This window comes from Sphingomonas sp. 7/4-4, assembly GCF_027941955.1.
Lineage (GTDB): Bacteria > Pseudomonadota > Alphaproteobacteria > Sphingomonadales > Sphingomonadaceae > Sphingomonas.
Genome location: NZ_CP115960.1, coordinates 2,486,427 through 2,509,302, shown reverse-complemented (window position 1 = coordinate 2,509,302; position 22,876 = coordinate 2,486,427). Strand labels below are relative to the sequence as shown.

The 22,876-nt window shown below is 64.8% G+C and carries 25 protein-coding genes and 1 pseudogene; 14 read left to right on the top strand and 12 right to left on the bottom strand.

Annotated features, from left to right (window positions below):
• Positions 1-49 precede the first annotated feature (49 nt).
• The gene (locus tag PIB19_RS12640) at positions 50-361 is read left to right on the top strand and encodes a hypothetical protein (protein ID WP_271237650.1); all 312 of its coding nucleotides are present in this window, start codon (positions 50-52) and stop codon (positions 359-361) included.
• A gap of 43 nt (positions 362-404) precedes the next feature.
• On the opposite strand, the gene PIB19_RS12635 is transcribed toward PIB19_RS12640, so the two are convergent.
• The gene (locus PIB19_RS12635; RefSeq protein WP_271237649.1) at positions 405-860 is read right to left on the bottom strand and encodes a hypothetical protein; all 456 of its coding nucleotides are present in this window, start codon (positions 858-860) and stop codon (positions 405-407) included.
• A 149-nt stretch (positions 861-1,009) separates the two neighbouring features.
• Between PIB19_RS12635 and PIB19_RS12630 the strand changes: the two genes are divergently transcribed.
• From PIB19_RS12630 to PIB19_RS12615, 4 genes are read left to right on the top strand one after another with little or no spacing between them, the layout of a single operon-like run.
• Positions 1,010-2,542 (top strand): hypothetical protein, encoded by a 1,533-nt coding sequence (locus PIB19_RS12630; RefSeq protein WP_271237648.1) that lies wholly within the window; start codon positions 1,010-1,012, stop codon positions 2,540-2,542.
• Positions 2,521-3,051 (top strand): hypothetical protein, encoded by a 531-nt coding sequence (locus tag PIB19_RS12625; RefSeq protein ID WP_271237647.1) that lies wholly within the window; start codon positions 2,521-2,523, stop codon positions 3,049-3,051. Before PIB19_RS12630 ends, PIB19_RS12625 begins: the two co-directional genes overlap by 22 nt.
• Complete coding sequence (locus PIB19_RS12620) at positions 3,048-3,443, top strand: Imm1 family immunity protein (protein WP_271237646.1); 396 nt, start codon at positions 3,048-3,050, stop codon at positions 3,441-3,443. The genes PIB19_RS12625 and PIB19_RS12620 overlap by 4 nt, the downstream gene beginning before the upstream one ends.
• Positions 3,444-3,473: 30 nt before the next feature.
• Positions 3,474-3,653 (top strand): hypothetical protein, encoded by a 180-nt coding sequence (locus PIB19_RS12615; RefSeq protein WP_271237645.1) that lies wholly within the window; start codon positions 3,474-3,476, stop codon positions 3,651-3,653.
• A 220-nt stretch (positions 3,654-3,873) separates the two neighbouring features.
• On the opposite strand, the gene PIB19_RS12610 is transcribed toward PIB19_RS12615, so the two are convergent.
• A complete protein-coding gene (locus tag PIB19_RS12610; protein ID WP_271237644.1) occupies positions 3,874-4,764 on the bottom strand; it encodes a LysR family transcriptional regulator in 891 nt (296 codons plus the stop codon).
• Between the two features lie 121 nt (positions 4,765-4,885).
• On the opposite strand from PIB19_RS12610, the gene PIB19_RS12605 reads away from it, so the two are divergent.
• Entirely contained in the window at positions 4,886-5,254 is a 369-nt protein-coding gene (locus tag PIB19_RS12605; protein WP_271237643.1) for an alcohol dehydrogenase catalytic domain-containing protein, read from the top strand.
• Positions 5,251-5,853 carry a zinc-binding dehydrogenase gene (locus PIB19_RS12600; protein ID WP_271237642.1) on the top strand — a complete coding sequence of 201 codons (603 nt, stop codon included), beginning with the start codon at positions 5,251-5,253 and terminating at the stop codon, positions 5,851-5,853. The genes PIB19_RS12605 and PIB19_RS12600 overlap by 4 nt, the downstream gene beginning before the upstream one ends.
• Before the next feature lie 414 nt (positions 5,854-6,267).
• On the opposite strand, the gene PIB19_RS12595 is transcribed toward PIB19_RS12600, so the two are convergent.
• Positions 6,268-6,828, bottom strand: coding sequence for a DUF3617 domain-containing protein (locus PIB19_RS12595; protein ID WP_271237641.1), 561 nt, complete (start codon positions 6,826-6,828; stop codon positions 6,268-6,270).
• A gap of 23 nt (positions 6,829-6,851) precedes the next feature.
• Positions 6,852-7,127: a hypothetical protein gene (locus tag PIB19_RS12590; RefSeq protein ID WP_271237640.1), complete on the bottom strand. Its 276-nt coding sequence runs from the start codon at positions 7,125-7,127 to the stop codon at positions 6,852-6,854.
• A gap of 148 nt (positions 7,128-7,275) precedes the next feature.
• Here PIB19_RS12590 and PIB19_RS23075 point away from each other — a divergent pair.
• Positions 7,276-8,103: pseudogene (locus PIB19_RS23075) on the top strand (serine/threonine protein kinase); the annotation flags it as partial.
• Between the two features lie 1,599 nt (positions 8,104-9,702).
• Here the strand turns inward: PIB19_RS23075 and PIB19_RS12580 are convergent.
• From PIB19_RS12580 to PIB19_RS12555, 6 genes are all read right to left on the bottom strand, one after another.
• The gene (locus PIB19_RS12580; protein WP_271240977.1) at positions 9,703-10,239 is read right to left on the bottom strand and encodes an ECF-type sigma factor; all 537 of its coding nucleotides are present in this window, start codon (positions 10,237-10,239) and stop codon (positions 9,703-9,705) included.
• 172 nt (positions 10,240-10,411) lie between these two features.
• The gene (locus PIB19_RS12575; RefSeq protein WP_271237639.1) at positions 10,412-13,681 is read right to left on the bottom strand and encodes a YadA-like family protein; all 3,270 of its coding nucleotides are present in this window, start codon (positions 13,679-13,681) and stop codon (positions 10,412-10,414) included.
• Between the two features lie 364 nt (positions 13,682-14,045).
• Entirely contained in the window at positions 14,046-14,309 is a 264-nt protein-coding gene (locus PIB19_RS12570; RefSeq protein WP_271237638.1) for a hypothetical protein, read from the bottom strand.
• 271 nt (positions 14,310-14,580) lie between these two features.
• Entirely contained in the window at positions 14,581-15,135 is a 555-nt protein-coding gene (locus PIB19_RS12565) for a hypothetical protein (protein ID WP_271237637.1), read from the bottom strand.
• 26 nt (positions 15,136-15,161) lie between these two features.
• The gene (locus PIB19_RS12560; protein WP_271237636.1) at positions 15,162-15,932 is read right to left on the bottom strand and encodes a hypothetical protein; all 771 of its coding nucleotides are present in this window, start codon (positions 15,930-15,932) and stop codon (positions 15,162-15,164) included.
• Positions 15,818-16,537, bottom strand: coding sequence for a hypothetical protein (locus PIB19_RS12555; protein WP_271237635.1), 720 nt, complete (start codon positions 16,535-16,537; stop codon positions 15,818-15,820). The genes PIB19_RS12560 and PIB19_RS12555 overlap by 115 nt, the downstream gene beginning before the upstream one ends.
• A 120-nt stretch (positions 16,538-16,657) precedes the next feature.
• On the opposite strand from PIB19_RS12555, the gene PIB19_RS12550 reads away from it, so the two are divergent.
• On the top strand, positions 16,658-17,578 hold the full coding sequence (locus tag PIB19_RS12550) for a hypothetical protein (RefSeq protein WP_271237634.1): 921 nt from the start codon (positions 16,658-16,660) through the stop codon (positions 17,576-17,578).
• Positions 17,563-17,886 carry a helix-turn-helix transcriptional regulator gene (locus PIB19_RS12545; protein ID WP_271237633.1) on the top strand — a complete coding sequence of 108 codons (324 nt, stop codon included), beginning with the start codon at positions 17,563-17,565 and terminating at the stop codon, positions 17,884-17,886. The genes PIB19_RS12550 and PIB19_RS12545 overlap by 16 nt, the downstream gene beginning before the upstream one ends.
• A 322-nt stretch (positions 17,887-18,208) precedes the next feature.
• Here PIB19_RS12545 and PIB19_RS12540 read toward each other — a convergent pair whose 3' ends face one another.
• Positions 18,209-18,790, bottom strand: coding sequence for a TetR/AcrR family transcriptional regulator (locus PIB19_RS12540; protein WP_271237632.1), 582 nt, complete (start codon positions 18,788-18,790; stop codon positions 18,209-18,211).
• Between the two features lie 67 nt (positions 18,791-18,857).
• Between PIB19_RS12540 and PIB19_RS12535 the strand changes: the two genes are divergently transcribed.
• On the top strand, positions 18,858-19,334 hold the full coding sequence (locus tag PIB19_RS12535) for a VOC family protein (RefSeq protein ID WP_271237631.1): 477 nt from the start codon (positions 18,858-18,860) through the stop codon (positions 19,332-19,334).
• Between the two features lie 97 nt (positions 19,335-19,431).
• Positions 19,432-19,968 carry a cupin domain-containing protein gene (locus PIB19_RS12530; RefSeq protein ID WP_271237630.1) on the top strand — a complete coding sequence of 179 codons (537 nt, stop codon included), beginning with the start codon at positions 19,432-19,434 and terminating at the stop codon, positions 19,966-19,968.
• Between the two features lie 135 nt (positions 19,969-20,103).
• On the opposite strand, the gene PIB19_RS12525 is transcribed toward PIB19_RS12530, so the two are convergent.
• Positions 20,104-21,618 carry an ImmA/IrrE family metallo-endopeptidase gene (locus PIB19_RS12525; RefSeq protein WP_271237629.1) on the bottom strand — a complete coding sequence of 505 codons (1,515 nt, stop codon included), beginning with the start codon at positions 21,616-21,618 and terminating at the stop codon, positions 20,104-20,106.
• On the opposite strand from PIB19_RS12525, the gene PIB19_RS12520 reads away from it, so the two are divergent.
• Positions 21,585-22,244, top strand: coding sequence for a hypothetical protein (locus PIB19_RS12520; RefSeq protein ID WP_271237628.1), 660 nt, complete (start codon positions 21,585-21,587; stop codon positions 22,242-22,244). The two genes, PIB19_RS12525 and PIB19_RS12520, sit on opposite strands and share 34 nt — an antisense overlap.
• On the top strand, positions 22,241-22,810 hold the full coding sequence (locus PIB19_RS12515) for a hypothetical protein (RefSeq protein ID WP_271237627.1): 570 nt from the start codon (positions 22,241-22,243) through the stop codon (positions 22,808-22,810). Before PIB19_RS12520 ends, PIB19_RS12515 begins: the two co-directional genes overlap by 4 nt.
• Positions 22,811-22,876 lie beyond the last annotated feature (66 nt).

Below are 22,876 nucleotides of genomic sequence, written 5' to 3'. Positions count from 1 at the left end.
TGATCCAGGGGGACCCCGAGCGGTCACCGCTATCCGGCCCGACGGCGAGATGACCGGGGTCGGCGCGCAGGGCCGGATGGTGGGGCAAGGCGGGCTGGTCCGCGGGCAGCGGCCGTGGATCCTCCAGGAGCATTTCCATCCCAACCGGCCGGGCGAAAGCGGCACGCGGCTGTCGCGGCGCATGCCCAGCGCACTCGGTGGCGACATGCAGGTGGTCCTCGTCGAATCCCAGATCATGGGCTTCGGCGCGCGTTCGTCGCGGATCCATTTCGACGACAACGGCACGCCCAATTTCACCGATTTCGGCGTCACCCCGGCCATCCCAAGGGGCCGCTCTGGGTCAATTACCCCGATCCGGTGACCGGAGTGCGGGTCACCGAGCATTTCGCCACGCTCGGCGACTATCATCGAGCGATGGTCAAGCTGACCGGCGACGATACGCGTGCCGCCGCCGGCGGCACTGCGGTTCGCACCGCCGATCGCGACGCACTCGATCCCGCCGGTCCCCGCCGCGCGCTGGAGCGCGGTTCGACCGAGACTGCGCTCACCGACGCCGATCGCCCCGTGATCCGTGCGCTGGGCGAGCAGCTCGGGCTCAACGACCAGCAGCGCATGCATCTTGCCGGCTTGCGCGCGGCGGGGTCGACCGATCCCGAGATCGCGCACGCCGGGGCGCGGCTCGATGCGGCGGACACCCAGTCGCGACGGATGGTCCGCGATCTCGGGCTGGTCGGCGAGCCGGATTCGATGGCGCGGTTGCATCTGGTGATGAACGATCTCAGCCTGTCGATCGAAGCGCGCCAGATGCTCGTCGACACGGTGGTCGCCGCGACGCGCGAGCATATGATCGCGATGGGCACGCTCGCGCATGACGAACCGCTGATGCTGCTCCTCCACGGCACTCCGCAAGGCCGCGCCGGTTCGATCCGCGAAGCCGGCGTGCAGATGGGCCAGAATCGCCGGCGGCGGCGAGGACGATTTTGGCCGTGGCTTCTATCTCACCACGCGGGTGCGCGCCGCCGAGACCTATGCCACCAAGGGCGGCGTGCCGCGTGGCGAGATCTTCCCATTCATGGTGCGGGGCCGCGATTTCGGGCCGACGGTCGATGTGCGCCCCGGCGGTACGCATCGCATCCTGTGGGAGCGGTTCGTGATGGCGAACACGCATTTGTTTGGCGATGTCGTGCCGTTCCGAGGCGCACGCATGCCGCTGGCGATGCCCGAGGGTGGCGGGCTGCCCTTCGGCATGCTCGACGCGTTCGGCAATCGCGGGCGGGTCTTCGAGGCGTTCCTCGAGCATCTTGCTGCGCGGACCGGCCGGCCCGAATTGGGCGCGCCGCATCTCGTGCTGGGCGAACTGGGCGGGCCGATGACCAGCGGCTATGGCGGCGGCGATCAGCAGGCGGTGCGCAACCAGGGCATTGCCGACCTGTTCAACGCCCAGATGGGCTTCCGCCGCGGCGTCGGTGCCGACGCGGATGAGGGTGGGCTGGCCGTGCGCACTGCGGACGAGGTGCCGCCGGCCACCCTCAAGCCTGCGGACGATGAAACACCCGCGACTCCGAAGCCTTCGGTCGTCGACACGGTCACGCCGACCGACCTCACGCCGGTGCCGACCGGTGGCGTCGAGATCCACCACATCGTCGATCCGGGCCCGATCGCGCAAAGCCCGCAGGGACGCGCGGCGCAGGCACTCGAGATGGTCGTCGACATGATTCCGAACAAGGCGCAGGCGGCGGTCGTCCGCGCGCTGGTCGATGCGATGCCTTCCGATCACCAGGCGCTGATCCGCGAGTATCTCACGGCGGGGACGCTCGCCGAACGCCAGCAGATCGTCCAGCGCCTCCGCGCCGAAATCCGCGCGCGCAGCAACAGCTCCGAATTCGAGCATGTCGCGACGCGGCTCAATTATCTGCGCGAAGTGATCGGCCCGCAATTCCGCCAGACGCTCGACAATATCAATGCGCTGCACGCCGCGGGACTCCCCGCCGATCTGCCGGGACTCCACTCCTATCTGCTCGAATCTCCGCTGGTGCTCCACATGTGGCGCAGCGAGCGCGCGCTGATCGAGGCGCAATTCGCATTATATGCGGCGAGGGCGGGGACCAAATCGTCGGCCGGGTTCGAATCGTTCATCGAGCAGCAGTTCCGCAGCGGCGGACTCGATCCGGACGCGCGCCAGCGACTCGGCGCTCTCTTTCCCTGGCTGGTGAGCGGCAAGTCGCGTTCGAAGGCTGCGGCGATCCCGGTGGCCGGAATCGGACAGGGCATGATCGACGAGATCGGCTATGCGCCGGGCGATCGCGTCGCTTCGGGGGACGTGCCGTATGGCCCGCATTTCAATCCGTTCGATCCCAGCCGCACGCCGCTCAAGCCGGGCGACGTACTGGTCCCCGGCATGCGGGTCGACCATCCGATAAACGGCCGCGGCACCCTGATCGAAGTCCATGGCGGGATCGCCGTCATCCGCTACGACGGGCTGCCCGATGCGCGGGTGCTGACGCCGCTAGAGGGGGCATGGTGTTCCCCGCGCGCCATCTGATGGGTGGCGGCGACGTGCCGCTGGTGCCGCTGCTGAGCGGCGGTCCGCTCGATACCGAGATGGCGCGGATCACCCAGTTCCGCGACGAGAACGACCTTCCCGAATATGTGCGGGGCGACAAGACGGGCACGGTTGCAGTCGCGCATGTCGGCGACGATCATTTCTACGGCACCAATTCGGGCATGCCGACCGAGCGCACCACGATGACCGCGGCGGATATCCAGGCGATGCGGGCGATCATGCATGCGCTGGGCTTTGCCGACCCCACCGCCAGCCAGAATACGCAGCAGCATTTCACCCACGCCGAATTCGCCGCGCTCTATGCCGCGAGCCTGCGGCGCGGTACGATGCCCGAAGTGGTCGAACTGTTCGTCGACCGGGATACCTGCGAATCCTGCCAGAACCATCTCGATCGGCTGGCGGGCTATTTCGGAATCAAGGAATTGCGCGTCTATTTCTTCAACGCCCCGCCGCCGCAGCCAGTGATCTACAAGGGGCGCGGGCGGTGATCCGGTTCTCGCATGGCGGCAAACGAGAGGCGGACGAGCCGGATCGCGCGGAGCTGCTACGTGCCGTGATCGCCGCCGACCCGGAATATTGGAACGGCGTGACCGGAATGTCGTGCGTCGAATATGCCGCCGGGCCGATCCGCCAATATCTATATGTCTCGCTGGACCCCGGCCTAGGCTATTATCTGCAGCTCGAATATCGCGATCACAGCCGCATCTATGCTCATAATCCCGCGCCTGCCGGCCCCGGGCCCGGCACGATCTGGTGGGGTGGCGACGAAACAATGTTGCCTGCGGACCATTTCGTAGCGCCGGAAGATGCCGCGCGCGCGATCGGCTATTTCATGCAAACCGCGGATGCCGATCCGGATACCGAGTGGCGGCTCTACTGATCCTGCGCATTCGATATCGCGCGCAAAGACGTGCGGCCGCGCACCGAAGAGGAGGCAAGACGAACCGTCGCCGAGTCCCAGGCGATCGATCCCACCTATGTGGTGCCGATGCACTGTACCGGCGATGTGTTCATCCAGGAGGCGATGCGGGTGATGCCGCAGAAGGTAGTTCGACCTTATGTTGGTACCGAGTTGGTATTCTCGTCGTAGTGACTCGCCCGTCGTCCAAGTGGGCAAATATCGTAGTCCGGCGCGAGAGTGACAGCTTTCGGGGCTGCACAAATGTCCGTCAGACGATTGCTACCGGGCGCAAAGCCGCCCTTTCAATGAAGCGCTGGTTCGGATTAGCGCAAAGGATTGAGACTGCCGACGAGAGACGCCGATGCGCGCCGGGACATTCGGTTCCTGCCGCTAAGTCTCGATACAGCACCTAGGGATGCGCCGCACGCGCGGCCAGGGCGAAGTCGATGAGCGCGCGGACTTTGGGTGAGAGTTGGCGGGATGGCGGATAAAGTGCGTAGAGTTCGCGCGGCATCGGTCGCCAGCCCTCGACCGTGACTTCTCGAATGCCAGCTCCGAGATGCGCCTCCACAAGGCCACGCGGCAAATAGCCGAAGCCAAGCCCAGCCAGAACCGCGTGCAGGCCAAGTCCGAGATCGTCGACTCTCGCCCCCGAGGTACGCGGCGAGATGGACAGCTCGCCCGATGTCGGATGTTCGAAGCGCCAGGTGTTGATTGGAGGGGTCCAGACACAAGGCACCGACTTCAGCTCTCGCGGATGCTCGAACCGCCCGATCCCCAGCCGATTGATCAGGGCCGGGCTCGCGCAGAGCACATAGGCGATCGTCCAGAGCCGCTTGGCGACGTGCCGACCGTCCGGCAACGGCGTCAGCTGAAAGGCCAGGTCGATGTTGTCGTCGATCAGGTCGGGCGTCCCATTGGTCAGCCGAAGATCCAGTTCCAGCAAGGGGTGGCGCGAGGCAAAGTCGAGCAGCAACGGGCCGAATTCGGCATTGCATGCATATTGAGGCGCTGTGACGCGCAAGGGCCCGCGCAATTCCGGCGCACGGTCCTGAAGAGCACTTACACTGGCCTGAATCTCGCTCATCGCAGCGCCGCACCGGTCAGCGAACGCTTCCCCATCCGAGGTGAGCGCGAGAGCTCTTGTACTGCGCTTGAGCAACTGTACGCCCAGGCGTCGTTCCAGGGCCGCTACCCGACGGCTCACGGTACTTACCGGCGCTCCCGTCTCCCGTGCCGCGCCGACGAAGCTTCCCGCTCGGGCCACGGCGAGGAAGGTGTCGATCTCGTCGAGGCTCAATCGAGGCGCCGCTGTCACCAAACTTCACTCCAGTCAAAAACGCAAAACTGAGTTGATTTTTACCCTTATTATCCAGCCGAGGCCCTGATGCTAGCTCCCTGCTCAACGCAGGAGGCTACAGATGAAGGCATTGATGTTCGATCGACTCGGCTCGCCGGCTGAGGTCATCAGCTTGCGCGATGTTGCGCAGCCGCGACCGGCGAGCGGCGAGGTGCTCGTCCGCCTGCTGCTCTCACCGATCATCCCTGGGGACACGCTTTTCACCCAAGGCCTGTATCCGGAGCCGGTGCGCCCCCACTTGCCCGGCGAAACGGCCGGGAATTACGGCGTCGGTCTTGTCGAGGCCGTGGGCGAAGGCGTCGATCTGAGCGCAGGCACCCTCGTTGCGGTGACGCACAGAGGCTCATGGGCAGAGTATGCCGCGGTTCCCGCGGCCAAGGCGATCCCCTGCCAACCGGCTATCGTCATGAACTCGGCGCCGAGTTCATGAACCTCGTCACGGCCTGGGACCTGATCGAACAGTCAGGCGTCATCAAGAGCCAATGGCTAGCGGTCACCGGTGGCCATGCGACGGTCTCAACGATCCTCAGCCAATTTGCCGAAGCGGTGGGGATCAAGATCCTGTCGATCGTCCGCTCACGGCGGGACTCGCTCGATCTGAAATCGCTCGGCGCCACCGAAGTGCTCGCGCTGGATGAGGTGAATGATCTCGGACAGGCCGTGCTCGAACTCACCGATGGTGGAACCCACGGACTGATCGACTGCGTCGGTGGCGCAACACTCGGCGAGTTGATGCGCACGCTGAGGTTCGGCTCACGCGCGGTGATCTATGGCGGCTTCGCAAGCGAACCGTTCGAGCTCCACAATCTCGACCTTCTGTTGAACGGGCTGGAGATCCGAAGCTACATCTACCGCTACTTCTTCGCCGCACCCGATGCAGTAGACGAGGCGCGCATCCGGCAACTGCTGGCCTTCGCCGCCCAAATCAACCTGCGCATCCCTGTCGCAGGTTGTTTCGCGCTTGATCAGTATCGCACCGCCTTTGCAGCCCCGGACAATCCAGGCCGGAAGTATTTCACCCTAGCGTGACACTAGTTCTCCAGCCAAACGTGTACAATCTTTTCGGATTGGCGAAATTGGCCATTTTCGCGAGGCGGCTGCCGAACGTGAACGTACGACGGCTTGCGGAATCGCCAGTGTTGCAGCGGAACGGCGACGGTTGGGCGCATAGCTGCCGTTCGTGGCAAACGGCGGCCGGTAGTCGACTGGCAGCTATCGCGTGGCCGGCAGTGGATAGCCATCCTTCGGCGAGCCCGCCGGCGCGGGTTGGAACGGCGATAATTGAGCGCAAGCAGAAGTGTGTGGACGGTAGTTACCGGGACGGCGCAAAGTGATCCGTCAAATCCGCCACACGACACGTGCTTGATGAAGGCGATGGATTTCCCTCTTTCCCTTCGAGGCACGCCAATAATACTCAGCGGACTTGCAACCCGGTGGTGGCGATCAGCGCATAAGCACCGAATAGATCATGCCCATCTTGCCGTCCTTCATCTGCCCGTCCGTTAGCTCCGCAGGGCAATCGCCGGTGTGTCTGGCGACAATCTTCTGGTCGTCGCCCTCGACGCTCAAGTCGAGGACTTCGTCCAGCGTATAACCGGTCCGGACATCACCGGTCAGCGTACCCTTGGTCGTCACCGGCTTCATGCCGGGCACCCCGCACACCGTGACGTACCTGTAGCCGTCCGGCGTCCTGGTGAAGTTGCGCGCGGTGCAGTCGCCGCCATTGCCGATTTGCCGAAATGCCGAATATCCGCCTTCGGATTTCTCCCCGACACACAATTTATCGGTCCATAGTTCGTCGCCATTGGCCGCGACGTGGCTGAAGGTCCAGAGGCCAGCCTGCCGCTTCGGCGCGGCGATATTGGGGGCGGCGTCTCCGCTTGCAGCGGCCGCGGTCTCGGCCGGCCCCGCAGTGGCCGCGGTGTCGTTGGCGGGCGGCGTTGCCGGTGATGGCGAGCAGGCGGTGGCGGCGAGGAGCCCCGCAGCGGCGAGCGTGATGCGCATGAGATTGTCTCCGATCCTGAGGGTCAGCAGCTGTCGGCTTTGTTGCTGGTCTTCTCTGCCGTGTAGTAATCGGCATAGGCGTCGCGTGCCGACGGATCGTTCTTGCGCACCATGCCGCGAAAGCCGCGTCTATCGGGAGTCATCTGGAACAGTCCCGTCCGCGTGTCGCCAGCGGAGTCGGCCTCGACGAGGAACAGGTCGGTCGCCGCGCCCTGCGCCAGCGCGGGTGCGGCTGGCAACAGTCCTGCGCCGATCATCGGCAATGTTGCGCCCATACGGGCCTTGAGAAGCGCGATCATCGACTCTCTCCCAACCTGAAACTGTGGATGGCAAGACGGCGAAAGCGCGCGAGAGCGGACACACTGGCAAAAGTTTTTCCCGGTGACGTTTTCGTTGGAGCTTCGTCCTGCACTCCCATAGCCTCCACCGACGCCGGGGGAGTGCAGCATGCATGGAGTAAGCGAGAAGGATTGGGCCACAATCCAGTCATTGTTCGAGGATTTGGTCGATTTGGCGCCCGACGAGCAGGAACGCCGGCTCAAGCGCTCAACCCAGCCTCCGGCGATCGTCAGCCAGACCAAGGCTCTGCTCGCAGCTGCCCGCGCGGACGGAATCCTCGACATGGCGGCGCCCTCAATCGACCTGCCCGGCGGCCCCACAGGCTATCGCTCGCTCTCCGAAGGGCAGATCGTGGGCGGCTTCACCATCGATCGCCTGATCGGGCGCGGCGGTATGGGCGAAGTCTATCTGGCGCATCGCACGACAGAGGATTTCGAACAGCGCGTCGCGCTCAAGATGCTTCGCGCCGAAGCCAGCGACCGGGGCGACATGTTCGCCCGCGAGCGCCGCTTGCTCGCGCGGCTGGAGCATCCCGGCATCGCCCGCCTGATCGACGCCGGCATTGCCGAGGACGGACGCCCGTTCATGGCGATGGAATATGTGGATGGCGAGCCGATCGATGCATGGTGTCGCACCCACAAGGCTGATCTGGACACGCGCCTGACTCTGTTTCGCGACGTCTGCGAAGCGGTCTCCTATGCACACGGCCATCTGGTCATCCACCGCGATATCAAACCGTCGAACATCGTGATCGAAGCCAGTGGCAGGCCGCGCCTGCTCGATTTCGGCATCGCCAAATTGCTCGACGATACCGCCGCGGTGCCGATCGTGACCCAGGCGATGCTGACTCCCGAACATGCCGCGCCCGAACAACTCGATGGCGACGAGGCGTCGGTCACCACCGACGTCTACGGGCTCGGCATATTGCTGTACGAACTGGTCACCGGCGTCGGCCCCTGGCACCGCGAAGGCGCATCTGTGCCGGCGATCATCCGGCGTGTGCTATATGAGGATCCGGCGCTGCCGAGCCGCGCGGCGGCGCGCGACGACGCGCCCGTCCCCGCGGCGCGCATCCGCGGCGATCTCGACGCCATCATCCTGAAGGCGATGCGGCGCGCGCCCGGCGACCGCTACCGGAGCGCGACCGAACTTGCCGAGGATGTCGCCCGGCATCAAGCGCTCAAGCCCGTCCGCGCACGCGACGGATCGACGCGCTACGCCATCGGCCGGTTCGTCCGGCGCTATCGCTGGGCGACTGCCGCCACCGCGGCGGCGCTGGTGGCCCTGCTGGTCGGTGCCGCCGGGATCGCATGGCAGGCGCGCCAGACCGCGATCGAACGCGATCTCGCGCTCGCCGAGGCACGCCGCTCCGAAGCGATCAACCAGATGCTGACGGTGATGGTCCGCGACACTGCGGAATCGGATGCCGGCGAGAACACCACGCTCAAGCAGATGCTCGACCAGACTGCGGAGCGGCTGGTCGGTTCGGTCGATACCAGCACGCGGTCGGCGGCACTGATCAACACTTTGTTCGACCTCTATTCGAACATCGAGGATGTGGCGGGCGAGGATTCGCTGGTCACCCGCGCGCTCGCGCGCGGCATCGGCAAGGGCGACGAGGTGGCCACCGCGCAGCTCAAGACACGTGCCGCCGCCGCCGCCGCGAGCCTGGGCCGGACGGACGAGATCGCACCATTGCTCGACGCGGCGGAACCCGTGTTCCGGCGCGATCCCGAACGCTTCGCCAGCGAATTGCTGGACGTGGATGTGACGCGGGCCCAGCTGCTGCGGCGAACGGGCAAGGTCGAGGAGGCGATCAAGCTGCTCGGCGACACGCTCCCTAGAGCCGACCGGGTCTATGTCGAGAATCACCGCGACCTGCTGACGATCTACAACAACTTGCTGGTCTATATGCTCGAGGCCAATCAGCTCGACGCGATGCCTGCGGTGTTCGCGCGTGCGGATACGGTGCTCAAGCGAACCGGCCAGGAAGCCAGCATGCAGGGCCTGGCGATCGCCCAGCTGAAGGGCGTGCGCCAGTTGAAGCTGGAGCAGCCCGGACCCGCGGAACCCGTTTTCGCCGACGTTGCCGCCAAGCGGCGCGCGCGCTTCGGGCGCTCGGCGGGGCTGGCGGTCGACTTGCTCCAGCTCGGCCGCGCGCAGCTCGCGCTCCGCAAATATGCCGAAGCGAGCCGCTCGCTGGCCGAAGCGGAGGCAATGTCGATCGAGAAACTGAGCCCGGCCGCGCCGCCCACCATCGTCGTGGGCGCGACCTTGGCCGAAGCGCAGGCCGAAGCCGGTGACCCGGCAGCGGCGATGCGCACGCTCGACCGGATCGAACCGATCGTGAAGGCGATGCCGCCCAACCCCTTCTATCCGATCGTCCTGCGCGCCCGCACCATCGCCCTGCTCAAGCAAGGAAGCGCGTCGAGGCGCTCGCGGCGCTGGACCAGGCCGAGAAGCTGTTCCGCGCGCTGGGCCTGCCGGCGCAAGCTATATCAAGGGATTGCCGGCGTTGCGGGCGCGATTGACCGGTTAGGCCGTCGCCATCTCGTGGTGAATCCACGCGCGTGCCTGGACCCACCAGCGCCGGACGGTACGGTCGCTGACGCCGAGCACGGCCGCGGTCTCGCGTTCGTCCATCCCGGCAAAGAACCGGCAATCGACCACCTGCGCAAGATTGGCGTCGACCTGGGACAGCAGCTTCAGCGCATCGCCGAGGCGGATGACATCGGCGTCTTCGGGCACAGCCGCGGCAAGCGAATCGAGCTGCTGGGTAAAGCTGTAGGTCGGCGCATTGCGCTTCGAGGCAAGCCGGGCGCGCGCGGCGTCGATCAATATGTGGCGGATCGCGGTGGCCGCGCAGCCGAGGAATTGCGACTGGCTGTCCCAGCCCTCGCGCGAGCGCAGCTTCATATAGGCTTCGTTGATCAGCGCAGTCGGTTGCAGCGTCTGGGGCGATCCGGCGCGGAAGTGCTCGCGGCGCGCGATCGCGCGAAGTTCGGCGTAGAGGCCTTCGATCAGTTCGTCGGCGACCGGCAATTTACCGTCCGGCCCGGTGATCCTGTCCATTGCTACGCTGCGCCCACCCCAAGACGGGCATTTCATGCGGCCAAGGCGCGCCGATGGCAAGCGGGCACCCGATCACGGGCGCCCGCCTGGTCTCATTTAATCGACTTGGGCAGCGTCTGCACGCGGGGTTGCGGCTGACCGGGATGAGATCCCCGGCCAGCCAGCGCCCGCCTTACCAGCCGAAGGTCATGCCGGCGCGCCCGCCGGTCGAGCCCTTGACGGTGGAGCCCGCAAATCCCCCGCTCACCCAGACGTGATCGGTCACCCTGGCGACGATGGCACCCGAGAAGCCCTGCTCGCTGCGATAGGTGGCGAGGTTGAACGATACCGCCACCGTCATGTCCGGTGGCATCACGGTGCCGCCGAGCGCCATGGCTGCGGCGATACCGCCATTGGCGGCGCGGGCCTGTCGCCCGAGCACCCGGGTCTGGTTCTCGAGCACGCTGGTGCGGCTCTCCAGAGCACCGGTTCGGCCCTCCAGCAACGTCGCGCGATTCTCGAGTGCCGTGGCACGCCCGTCGAGTCCGGCGAGCCGGGTGACATCGAGCGTGGAGGTGGCCAGATTGCCCAACGCATCAGTGGTGATCAGCGAGAGTGCCCCGGCTTGGGCGACCCGGCTCGCCGACGAGGCGATACCAGCGGCCGTGTAGGTCGATGTCGACGTCCCCAGCGCGACTTGCCCCGCGCGGCTCGCCACCGCGCCATTGCCGATCGCTACCGATCCGTCCCCGGTTGCGCTGCTCCCGTTACCGAGCGCGACGGCTCCGGTGCCGGTCGCGGTGTTGTTCGCACCCAGTGCAATGGCACCGGTTCCGGTCGCGACATTGGGATCGCCGATCGCAACGGCGCCATCACCCGATGCAATATTCCCCGCGCCGATCGACACGGCCTTGCCGCCGACCGCACGCGCGGCCGAGCCGATCGCAACCGATTGTGCGCCACTGGCAACGCTGCCGCCGCCGACCGCAATCGCTTCGGCACCCGTCGCCTGCGGCAACGCGCCGGTGCTGTTGGCGCGGAAGTACGCGCCGTTGGCCAGCGCCGTATCGGCGGTGGCTTGCGCGAGCGCGGCATTGCCGCCGGCGGTGAACACGGCCGCATCCAGCTGTCCCTTGGTCACCGCATCGTTCGCATTGACGCCATCGGCAACGTTGACGATCCGTTTGGTCGATGCGGTCGTGTTGAACGTCGCGGCCGCAGCCGCCGAAATGCCCACCGACACGGTATCGATCTCGTCGGCGACGCTACCACTTCCAAGTGCAGTCGATCGCGCTGCCATTGCCTGGGCATTGGCGCCAAGTGCCGTACTGCGCGTCGCGCTGGCCCCGCTGAACTGACCCAGCGTTACCGATGAGTCGCCGCTTGCGACACTGCTTGAACCGACGGCGGTGGCGGCCGCGCCCGTCGCGCGCGATTGGCCACCCAGCGCCGTGGCGCTCAAGTTGTTTGCAACCGTTCCCTGACCGACCGCCGTTGAAAGGAAAGCGGTGGCTTGTGCATTGTCGCCAACCGCTGCCGCCTGACTATTGGCCACTGCGTTGTTGCCGAAGGCACTGCCGCCGGCGGCTGTCGCGTTGCGGCCGACCGCCACGCCGCCCGTGGCCGTTGCACCATTACCGACTGCAGTCGAGAACGCTCCGGTTGCGGTCGTGGCAGCACTGGTCGTGCCACCAATCGCCAAGCCACCACCCGTCGTTGTAGCCCCGCTGCCCAGGGCGATGCCGCCACCAGCGCCGGGGGCCAATGTTGCCGATGCTCCGTTGCCGATCGCAATCGAATTGCGCGTGGCTGCGTTGGCGGAATAGCCCAGGCTGGTCGCGCCGGACGCGGTGGCCTGCGCGGTCGTGCCGATTGCGGTCGAGAACGTCGCCGTTGCCGCCGAATCATAACCGTATGACGCGCTCATATCGCCGCTCGCCGTCGATCGCCCGCCGGTAGCGGTCGTGCGATCACCGGTCGCCACAGCCAGCGCGCCCGTAGCCGTCGAGTAAGCCTGCGTTGCCTGCGATTGCGTACCGCTGGCGGTGGAAAAACTACCTGACGCGAGCGACAGGCCGCCAGTCGCGTTGGAGCTGCCGCCGGTTGCCCGGGCGCCGCGGCCAAGCGCGGTGCCGAATTCACCTGCGATCGTATCGGCGCCGATAGCGAGCGCTTCATCACCCTGCGCATCCGCGCGCAATCCGGCCGCGATCGATCCGGTCGTCTGGGCCTTCGCTTCCAGGCCCAGCGCAATGGCTGCCGTCCCCTGTGCGTTAGACGTCAGCCCCAACGCGACGGCGCCATCGCCGTTGGCGATGTTATCCGCTCCAATCGCGACGGCACCGTTGCCGGTCGCCGTGTTCGGATCGCCGATCGCCACGGCCCCGTTTCCCGTCGCAGTCTGCCCCTGACCCAGCGCTACGGCGCCAGTGCCATTGGCGGTGCTGCTGGCGGTCTGCAGACTGTTGGCGCCAGTGCCCGATTTGACTGCACCTGCCGAAGCGGCGACCGCGTCGAGCTGTGCCTTGTTCACCGCATCGGTCGCGGCGGTGCCGGCCGCGACGTTGACGATCTGACGCTCCGCACCCACGCGACCAATCGACAAGGTGTTGACGCGGTCGGCGAGCGACGACGCCCCCAGGGCAATGGCGTTGTCCGCCGTCGACCGTGAGTCTTGACCGATCGCGGTGCCGAAATTCCCGGTGGTCGTGGCACGCCGCCCGAGCGCAAGCCCTCCGCCGGTGGCATTGCTGTCGCCACCGATCGCAATCGATTCCAGCCCGGTAGCAATGGCCGATACTCCGCGATCGCCGTTGATGTTCCCGGCAAAGGCGGACAGGCGATCATCCGCTGTCGCAGCATCGAGTTGGCCCTTGTTCACGGCGTCGGAACTTTGCGTGCCGGCAGCAACATTGACGATCTGGCGCTGCGATGACGCAGTGCCCACGGACACGGTGTTGGCACGGTCGGCAACGGAGTATGATCCCAACGCGACGCCACCGAACGCCAGCACCTCGGCCGAGCTGCCGAGTGCTGTTGCGCCTGTGACATTCGCTTTGGAGAATGCGCCAACCGCGACTGAGATGAAGCCGGACGCCTGAGAGGACGTGCCGATGGCAGCCGTGTATTGCGCCGACGTGCTGGCACCATTGCCGATGGCTATTGCATTGGTGCCCGCCGCGGTGCTCGCCCGACCGATTGCTGTGGAGTCATCGTCGGCACTGGCCTGCCATCCCACCGCCGTCGAACGCGTTGCAGCGGTCGTCTCCGCGCCGATGGCTACGCTACCGTCGCCGGTTATCGACGCATTGTTACCGCACGCCACATCGTTGTCCTTGCCGGGCGCGATGGTTCCGGCGTCGGCGTTCGCCGTGTTCTTGCAGATCACGTTCTGGGCTTGAGCCGCCGAAGGCAGCATGGACGCGGCGGCGATCGCAAACGGCGCCGAAGCAGCGAGCAGCATTGTATTACGCATGTCGAATATCCCCATTTGCGGTGGACACGCGACGATTGCGCCAGGCACGCCGTCCCGTGCCCACCGCTGCTTCATCAAGAAATCAGCCGATTGTGATCGGGCAGGTGGCTAGACGGGATAATCACGCGAGACCGGACAACGCCGGCGATTAAAATCGCACGCGAAATCGATGTCTGCTTTTGAGATCGGCGCCTATATGTCGGAACGACTGCAAATGGGCCGCAACCGGACTGGCAGTTTCTGGCGGAACGGGCGAGCTTAGCCGACGTTCGAAAGCGATATTGACGAACCCCAGCAGTCTCCTCACGGAGCCTGAATCAGATCGCGACGCTCACATCAATGAGTCCTGACCCTAGGCAAACCGGCCGCGATACAGGCGCAGGCCCCGTGTCCCGGCGGCTGCCGCGCCATCGCGGATCGTCGCAGCCTCGAGAGCGAGCGCCAGGGTCGGGGGTAGTGCATCCAGCACCCGCTTCGCGGTGACGCGATCCCCAACATTGACGCTGAGCAAGCGAGGGCCGGCGGCATTCACGAACAGCAGGTAGACGAACCCTAAGCGCTCGCGAACCTCTACATGGTCGATGTCCGAAAAAGACAGCCGGTTCTCGCGGAACACCCGATAGCGGATACCGTCCGCCGCGATGGCGAAGCGCGGATTGACGTTGTTGTGCGAAAATCCCCCGCGAAGCCCCCACGGCGCAGATAGAGCCCGCGCACGGGCACGATCATCGTCCCGTCCGCTGCGGTCTCTGACGGCGCGAGCGGAGCCGACCGGGTCGTCTTCCTGCAGAGCAGCAGGACGATGCCGGTCGTCGCGAAGACCAATAGCGGCAGCGCCGCGGCAATCGACTGTGGGATCAGCGCGCCCAGCATCTCAAGCATCGTCGTTATCCATGGGATTCCACCAGCTGCATCCGGGCGAGTGTGGCGCGCAACGCCGGCGTGTCGGCGACGGGATCGAACCGCAGCGAGCTCCGCATCACGCCCATCGATGACCGGATCGCGAAGATCAGAATCGCGCCCGGCGTAACCGTGATATCGAGCGGCACGACCGCGAAATCGCTGCGGGCACCCGGAACATCGATAAAGAGGCGATGCATCCCCGCCGGCAAGGTCATCATGGTGAAACGCTTCGGCATCAATTGTGTTATCCCGACATCGTCGACCAAGACATCGTAGCCCAGTGCCGCCGTAGCGGCGCTCTTCTCGCGCATCACGACGATCCAGCCGCTCCCGGGGCGCGGCGGAAAGGCGAGCAGTTCCGTCTTCCGGACATCGTTCGCCACCGGCATCTTGCGATTGCCCGCCCGTCGGTTCAGCCCTGTGAATAATCCAGAGCCAAGGACCATCGGCAGGACGAATTTGACCGCGCCCAAGTCGACACCCGGCGAATTCGCCTCGGCGAAGATCAGGGCCGCAAAGAGGCTGCCGGCGACGGCCACTGCGATCGCCAGATTTCCGAGCGTCTTCATCGCTTACAACCCGAAGCTGATGCCGACGCGCCCGGCGGCCGACCCGCGCACGGTGGATCCCCCGACCCCTGCGTTGATATAGACCTTCGGTGCCACGCGTCCGACGATGGCGCCCGAAAAGCCCTGTTGCCCGCGATAGGTCGCCAGGTTGAACGACATTGATACATCGCTGTCAGGGACGACCATGGTGCCCCCAGTGCCACCGCCGCCGCGATGCCGCCATTTGCCTCCTGGATGTTCCGGCGCAGCCCGGTGACCGAGGTTCGAAGGTCGCCGACCTGATCCTGCAGCGTGCTGATCTGGTTCGCCTGGATCGTGTTGACCGCCTCGATTGCAGTCATCCGCGAATCCTGGCCGGCATTGACGTTCTCGATCGAGGTCAGCCGGATGTTCTGGGTGACGTTCTCGGTCTCTACTGCGCCCAGCCGTGTGTCCTGCACGATATTGGTATTCTCCACGGTGGTCAGCCTGCCGTCCTGCGCGACATTGACGTTCTCCACCGAAGTCAGCCTGTTGTCCTGCACCGTGTTGGTGTTTTCGACCGCGGTCAGCCGGTTGTCCTGCTGGATGTTCTGCGCCTCGACCACGGTGATCCGCGTCTCATGGCTGGCGACGGTGTTGCTCAGCGTCGTGACGCTGCCCTGCACCGTGGTCAGCGCGGTATCGACATAGTCCTTGTTCGCCGCGTCGGTTCCGGCGACCGGCGCCCCGACATTTTGGATGCGGTTTCCGCCCGCGTCGATCGCAGTGCCGGCGGTGAGCGCCAACCCCCGCTGATCGTCACCGAGGTGTTGAACACCGATTCCAGGCCGACCTGGAGATGCGTGAGCTGCGCCGAGTTGCTGGAGAAGCTGTCCGACGACAATGCGCCGGTGAAGCGTCCCCGGCCGTTCACGTTCAGCGATCCGGCATTGATGCTGTTGGTCGTCAGCGGGCCGCTGTTGTTGATGCTCGACGAATTGAGCTGTTGCATCTGGGTGACGCCCGTAAAGCCGACTTGGCCGTTGAACTGCGCGCCGCCGTTGAACGTGGTGCCACCGCCGAAAGTGGCGCTGCCGTCGTTGCTCAACTCGGTCGCGGTCGTACCCGACCCGAAGCGGATGCCCCGGAGGAAATGATACTGGTCGGGGTCCACGCCGGTCAGCGGCCCGCCGGGATCGCAATCGTCGCCGTTGACGACGTACAATTGGCCGTCGACGTTGACGCAGGTGGAGTTCTTGCCGTCGACATTGAGGCCTCCGTTGGTGACGGCGGACACCTGGGCCGCCGCCGGCGCGGCGAGCAGGCCGAGCGCGGCGGTGGCGACGGCTGCGGCGGTGGCACGGCCTGCGTGGCCGGGGCGACGGGAAAGCGACTGCGATACATTGGTCATCGAACTACCCTTGTCGGTCAGGACGGCGGACTTCCTCCGCCGCGGTGTTGCGTATCCACGGCGCTTCGTGCGGCGGCGCTCGATGACGCCGTTCATTGTGCACCGCACATCAGCCGTTGATTGACTAATGCCGCAGCACTAGGCTGCCCCACGCTCTCTGTTTGGGTAGGAGGCTGCAAAATCGTCCTGCACCTAGCGGTTGGTGTCGTCGGACCCGGCCAATCCGTTCATTCTGACGATCTGCCGCTAGCTTGGGAGACGCTCGATCATCTGATCGGCGAGATCTACGAGTGCGCGCTCGATCCGTCCCGGTGGAACGCGACGATCGAGCAGATCCGGCTTGCGCTATGCCCGCCTGATTGGCGGACCGCCTTCCTGATGCTGGAGCGACGCAACCCGCCAAGCGCCAGGTTCATCGCGTCCACCAATGTCGGGCCGGGGGTCGAATCGACCTACAGCGCGGTCTTCGCCTACAGCAATCCATGGTCGCGGCGGACGTGGCCGGCGCGCAACGGGCAATTGATCGACACGGACGATATCCTGCCGCGCGAGGAGCTTCGCAAGACCGGGCTCTACAAGAACTTTCTCGCAGCGATGAATGTGGACCGGACGCTTTGCCTCATGCTCGATCGGAGCGACGGCGCGCGGCTCGGCCTGTTGCTGATCGGCCCGGGTGATCGCAACCTGACGATGCTGCGGCGCGGCCTGCGGGTTCTTGGTCCGCATATCCAGCGGGCGGTCAGGATCAGCCAGCGCATCGCCAGCGTGGAGGTGGTGGCGAGTGCGGCGCGCGCCGCAGCAAACCGTTCGCGCTACGCTCTGATCAGCCTCGACAAGGATCTCAACATCCTTTCGGTCAATGACCGCGTCGAACACTATGTAGAGACCGGCCTGATCACTACCACGGGCGGAAAGCTGGCGTTTGTCGATGCAGCGGGCCAGCGGAAGCTCGCGAACATGGGGCTTGGGGGATCCGGGACGACCTCGCCTTCCAGGCGATCGACCGCTCAGGCCGCGAACGGCCGGTGCTGGGAGTACTGATCAAGCCAAAGCTCGTTCCGACGATTGGCGGTGCGATCGCCGACGCCGCGATGATCATCACCATCGGAAGCGGGGTCGGTGAAGGACCTGTCCTGGAGATCGACCGATTAGCGCAATGGTTCGGACTGACGCCAACGGAAGCACGCGTCGTCGGCGCTCTGGTCGACGGGCAAACCCCACAGGACTATGCCGCCAACAACGGCGTGAGCATCAACGCCGTGCGATTTCACCTCAAACATATCTTTCATAAGACGGAGACCAAGAGTCAGGCGCAGCTCGTCGCGAGAATCGCGCAGATGCCGCAGTGATGCAGCATATCGCTGGTCATCGAAATATCTGATCTCGACAGAAAAGCTGGTCGCAGCTGCAGTGTAAAAATCTCTTGTGCAAATCGCTGTCGATTGACCGGATTGCTTCAAAGCCACCGTAGCCGCCTGTGGCAGCAAATGGCGCTCAGCCCGCGGCACACTCAGTCATCGATTCTCCGCGCTCCTGAAAAATGAACAGGAAAGGAGCCTAACTCGAATGTTGGCACTGTTTGCCGGTTTTCGACCGCTGGCGTCGGGCGTTTTTTGAGATGGCTGCGCGCTATCCCAAAACCTGCGGGTGCGATGGCCCGAGTGGCACACGTTACGTAAGTCGGAACCGCACCAGGATCCCGGCAACGATCACCCTGGCGTTGTGGATTGCGTCGTCGCGACCACGCACCTGGGCGGTGCTGATAGCGCCGTCGATGACAATCATGATCTGCTCAGCGACGCTGTCCCGTTCCGGCCCTGGTACTTCCCAAAGCAACTCGACTATGATCGCTTTCACGCGGCTTTTATGACCGACTGCATGTGCGTGAATTGGATTCTTGGCATTGCCATATTCGGTGGCCGCCTTGACGAAATTGCAGCCGAAAAAACTGCCGCCGCCGATCCATTCGTCAAGGATGTCGAAGATTTCCCCGATCAGCGCATGATGCGGTGCCGACGGATCACGTCTCCGCCGCACCTCGATGCGGGTACGGACTTGTTCGAGGAACAATCCGCTCCGCCGTCGGAGCACCTCCAAAATCAGATCCTCCTTGGACGGAAAATGCTTGTAAAGCGTGGTTTTCGAAACGCCCGACAGCCTCATGATCTCGTCCACGCCGCACTGATGATATCCGAGTCGGTTGAACAGCTCCGAAGCGGTCGAGACGAGATGCTCCCTGCGCGGCTGTGCCATGATCGTATGGGCTCCCGGTTGAACACTCGGCATAGCTTGACCTGAACAGATCTGTCCATTACCTGATATGAACAGATCTGTTCACTCCCAGTCAAAGGGCCACGGAATGACGCAGCAAGCGCTGACTCAAGGCGTTCATCATGTGGGGCTGAGCGTTTCGGATCTGGATTCGGCGCGCGCCTTCTTTGAGAACGCCCTGGGATTTCGGCTGGTCGGCGAGCGTCCGTCCTATCCGGCTGCGATGGTGACGGACGGCAGCACCATGATGACCCTCTGGCAGATCGAGAATCCAGCCGCGAGCGCACCTTTCGACAGGCGACGCAATGTCGGCCTTCACCATGTCGCGCTACTGGTGCGAGACATAGAGGCGCTCGATCTGGTCTATGGCCGAGTGGCCGATGCGGGCGCGGATATCGAGTTCGCGCCCGAGCCGCGTGCCGACGGACTTGCGAAGCACTTCATGTGTACGATTCCAGGAGGACCACGTGTCGAATTCGTCACCCTGGTCGACCCCTTCGAGGGCCTTCAGTCCGCAAGGGCTTGAGGATCGACTGAATGCGTTGCCTTTCGGCGATGGCATGCTTTCCGCGGGACCCGCGGAGCATCTCACCCGACTGGTCAGGCTCTCCGCGAACGAACGGATGACCGTCGAGGAGGGCCGGCACGATCTGTTCGTGCTGACGGGTGGCTTGAGGCTGGACGGCCGCGATCTGGCAACAGGCGCCTATGTCGCCATGGACGGCGGCTCGGACCTTACCGCCGGTGAGGCAGGCGCGACGCTGTTTCACTTTCGAAAAAGGCATGCGGGTCCTGCGTCGCGGACCATCGTCAATCCCGGGAATCGCGTCTGGCGGACAGGAATCATTCCGGGTGTCCGGAGGTGCGATCTGCGCGTCTCAGATCACGAAGTTGCGCTCGTTACCTTCGATCCCGCCACCAGGATTCGCCCGCACCGCCATCATCGGGGCGAAGAAATCTACGTCCTCGCCGGTGCGCTCCACGGCGCACCGATGCGGCTCGGGCCAGGTGAATGGCACCGGCTGGACCCGCACGCGATCCATGCCCCTCGGGCCATGGAAGCCACCATGATATTGCTGTTGACGGGCCATCTCTCATCCGAAGGATTTGGCGCTCGATCGACGCACCCGCCGACCCCGCGAGACCCCGATCCTCTTTGAGGTCGATCCCAGGAGGCGCAGCCGGCGTTTATGGCCGCCGACCTATTGACTAGGGGCCTCACCGTCGCACCGTCAATTCTGGCTTCCATCGCCTGACTCCTAAAGCACCCGAGCGGGCACCTGCGCTCCGATCGTTCAGTTGTTCCAGGTCTGATCGGTGTAGAACACCTCGAACATGATGTGCCGCGCCTGCCCGGAGAAATAGCCGCAGCGTGAGCGGGCGGATTCGAATAATGCAACATAGCCGTCGAAAAATGGTCCCCATGTCCAGTAATCTTCACCCGCCAGCGCTGGCGCGACGCGGCGCGTCAGAAGCACGCCGAAGACATCGGCCTGCGTCTCGACCGACAGCGCCAGCTCGCAGCGGTCCTCGCTTCCGCCGGACGGCGTCGGCTTGTCGGCATGACCAAGTAGTTGATGCGAGAGCTCGTGCGCGATCACGAACATCATCTGGCGCAACAGCGCCTCGCGTGCGCCGCCGACATAGGCCGCGGGATCGCCGGCGCAGGCGCCCGAACACCTGCTTGCCCCGCTGCGGGTCGTCGCTTCGCGAGATAGCGCAAAGAGATAACTCCAGGCCTCGTCGAAATAGGCTTCGGCATAACTGAGCCCGTACCAGTCGCGCCAGTTTGCGATCAGGTCACCGACCGTTCCTCCAGGACCGATGACCAGATCGACGCCGGGCTTGGCCGGCTTGAAGCTCGCTTTGTCCATCCCCTCAAGGACGCGTGTGCGCTCGAGCACATTGTTGCAAAACACCTCCGCCCGCGCATCGACCCAGCGGCGCGCGAGGCAATCCGACAGCCGCACGAAACCTTTACGGACGAACAGGAAATCGGCGACGATCAGGCGCTTGATGCCGAGCGTGTCGATCGTGATCGCGCCCTGCGCGAAGGTGAAGCTACCGCCGCCCGAGACGAAGCTGACCTTGCTGTTCGGCGCCTTTAGCCGCGCTCGATCGAGCTCCTTGAAGGCCTCCTGCACGAAATCGATCGAACCGAGCCCCAGCTGCTTGCGGATATCCTCGACGTGCCTTCCGCCATACTCTTCGGCAAGCGAGTAGAACCGCCCGCCCATGTCGTAGCGACCGGCAAGGATCCAACTGTCGAGCGCGTCGAGCTTGCCCGGGATCGCGCTGGAACCGGCCGCCGTCAGCAGCTCGCCGGCGCGGCCGAGCAGTTCGCACCGCAAGCGCTCGCTGCGCGCGCTCACCGCTTTTGGGCAGACCGCTTCGGGCTGGCCGCGCTTCACCGTCGCCGTGCCTTGCAAGCCATCTATCGCAAGGATGAGATCGGCGATCGAAAAAGTGGTGCGGCCGGCAGTTCCGCGTCGGCGAACGCATAGTTGCGAAGCTGCGGGGGTTCGGCCTGAGCGTCGCTCGATTGGGCGCGAAGTGGCGAAGCACAAAGCGCCGCAAGGGCAACTCCGCCGGTAACAATAAGACGGGAAGTGCGAAGGCGCTTGCGAGGCGGGTCGAAAAACATGCGCATGCCGTTCCCCCAAAGCCAAGATGAACAACAGCATCGACGCCCATTCTATGCTCGTGTAGCTTGCTGCATAGTGGTTCAGGGCAAATATCGCCCACCCAATTGTACGCTCGCTGGAGATACAAGACGATGCGATTCGCGACTGGCTTTCTCGCTGCAGCATTGTTGACTGCGCCGGCGGCGCGCGCGCAATCGGTCGGTACCGCAATCGACTCGCTCCAGACCACTGCGGATTCACTCGCAGCCGATGCGACTTCGGGATCGAAGATCCCGGTCGTCGAATTATCCGAGCTTCGTGCGCGGATCGAGCAGCTCGACGGCGGCGTCGCCAGCATCCCGCAGGCCGAGCGGCGCGATTATGCGAAGTCGCTCATCGCGCAGGCCGATTTGCTGGCCACCGCCAGGACTGCATCCGACACAAGATCGCTCGAAATCGTCCGCGATGTGAACGCCGATTTGATGCTCAAGGTGCAGGCGCGGCAATTGGGGGCGGCGAATGCGCTCCGCGGCTATGTCCAGGTGACCGTCCACACCAAACGCGCCAGCGGTGAAGTGCGCGGATTGGTGGTAGGCGCAAACCCGGTCGCGCTGGCCGGGGCGGCCAATCCCATGTTCCGCTTCGCCAAGCTCAGCAGCCCGACTTCGCGCGCCTTGCCGCCTGGGCGCTACGAGTTCCTGCTGCTCTACGACAATGTCGTCGTCTCGCGGCAGCGTGCCGATATCGGCATCGCCTCGAGCGATGCAATCGACCTCGATCTGGTCGTGCCTTCTGGGACCGCTCCAAATTGAAGAAAATCTGGGCATGGCCGGCACAGGCCGCGACTTGGCTTGTCGGGCTGATCGTCATCTTCGTGGTGTCGCCGCCACGCCTCGCGGTCGGCGAGCCGCCGCCAACGATCGGCAGGTTCGTCGAGTTTGCGCTGGCGATTATCATCGGCGTCGTCTTCGCGCTCTCCAGCGGCCGGCCAAGCAGGGAAAACCGCCGGTTCTATGCAATCGCGAGCGGCAGCTTCCTGCTTCTCGCAATCGTCCTGTTCGGCGCATATTCGTATCTCGGCGACCATTGGACCTGCCGCTATGACAGCGATGATCCGATGGTGATCGGCTTTACGTTGTTGCCCGACGCGGCGCGCTACGTCGCTCAGAATCCCGGCATGGACTGTAGCACTCTCATCCAGGATTTTGCTGGCCAGACCAGCCTGATCTGGCCGCGCAGCGAGCTGATCAACCGACGGCTGATCCTGAGCGGGTTATTCAGCCTGGTCGTGATCGCCTTTGCGTTGGCAGCGCTGTTCGTGATGCGCGCGCTCGGTGCCACCGGGAAGGAGCCTGAAGAGCCGCCCGCCCGACCTTGACGATCGTGTCGAGAGCTTTTGGCCAAGACGCGCGGCGGATCGCGCTCACGGCCCAAGGTTTTGGCA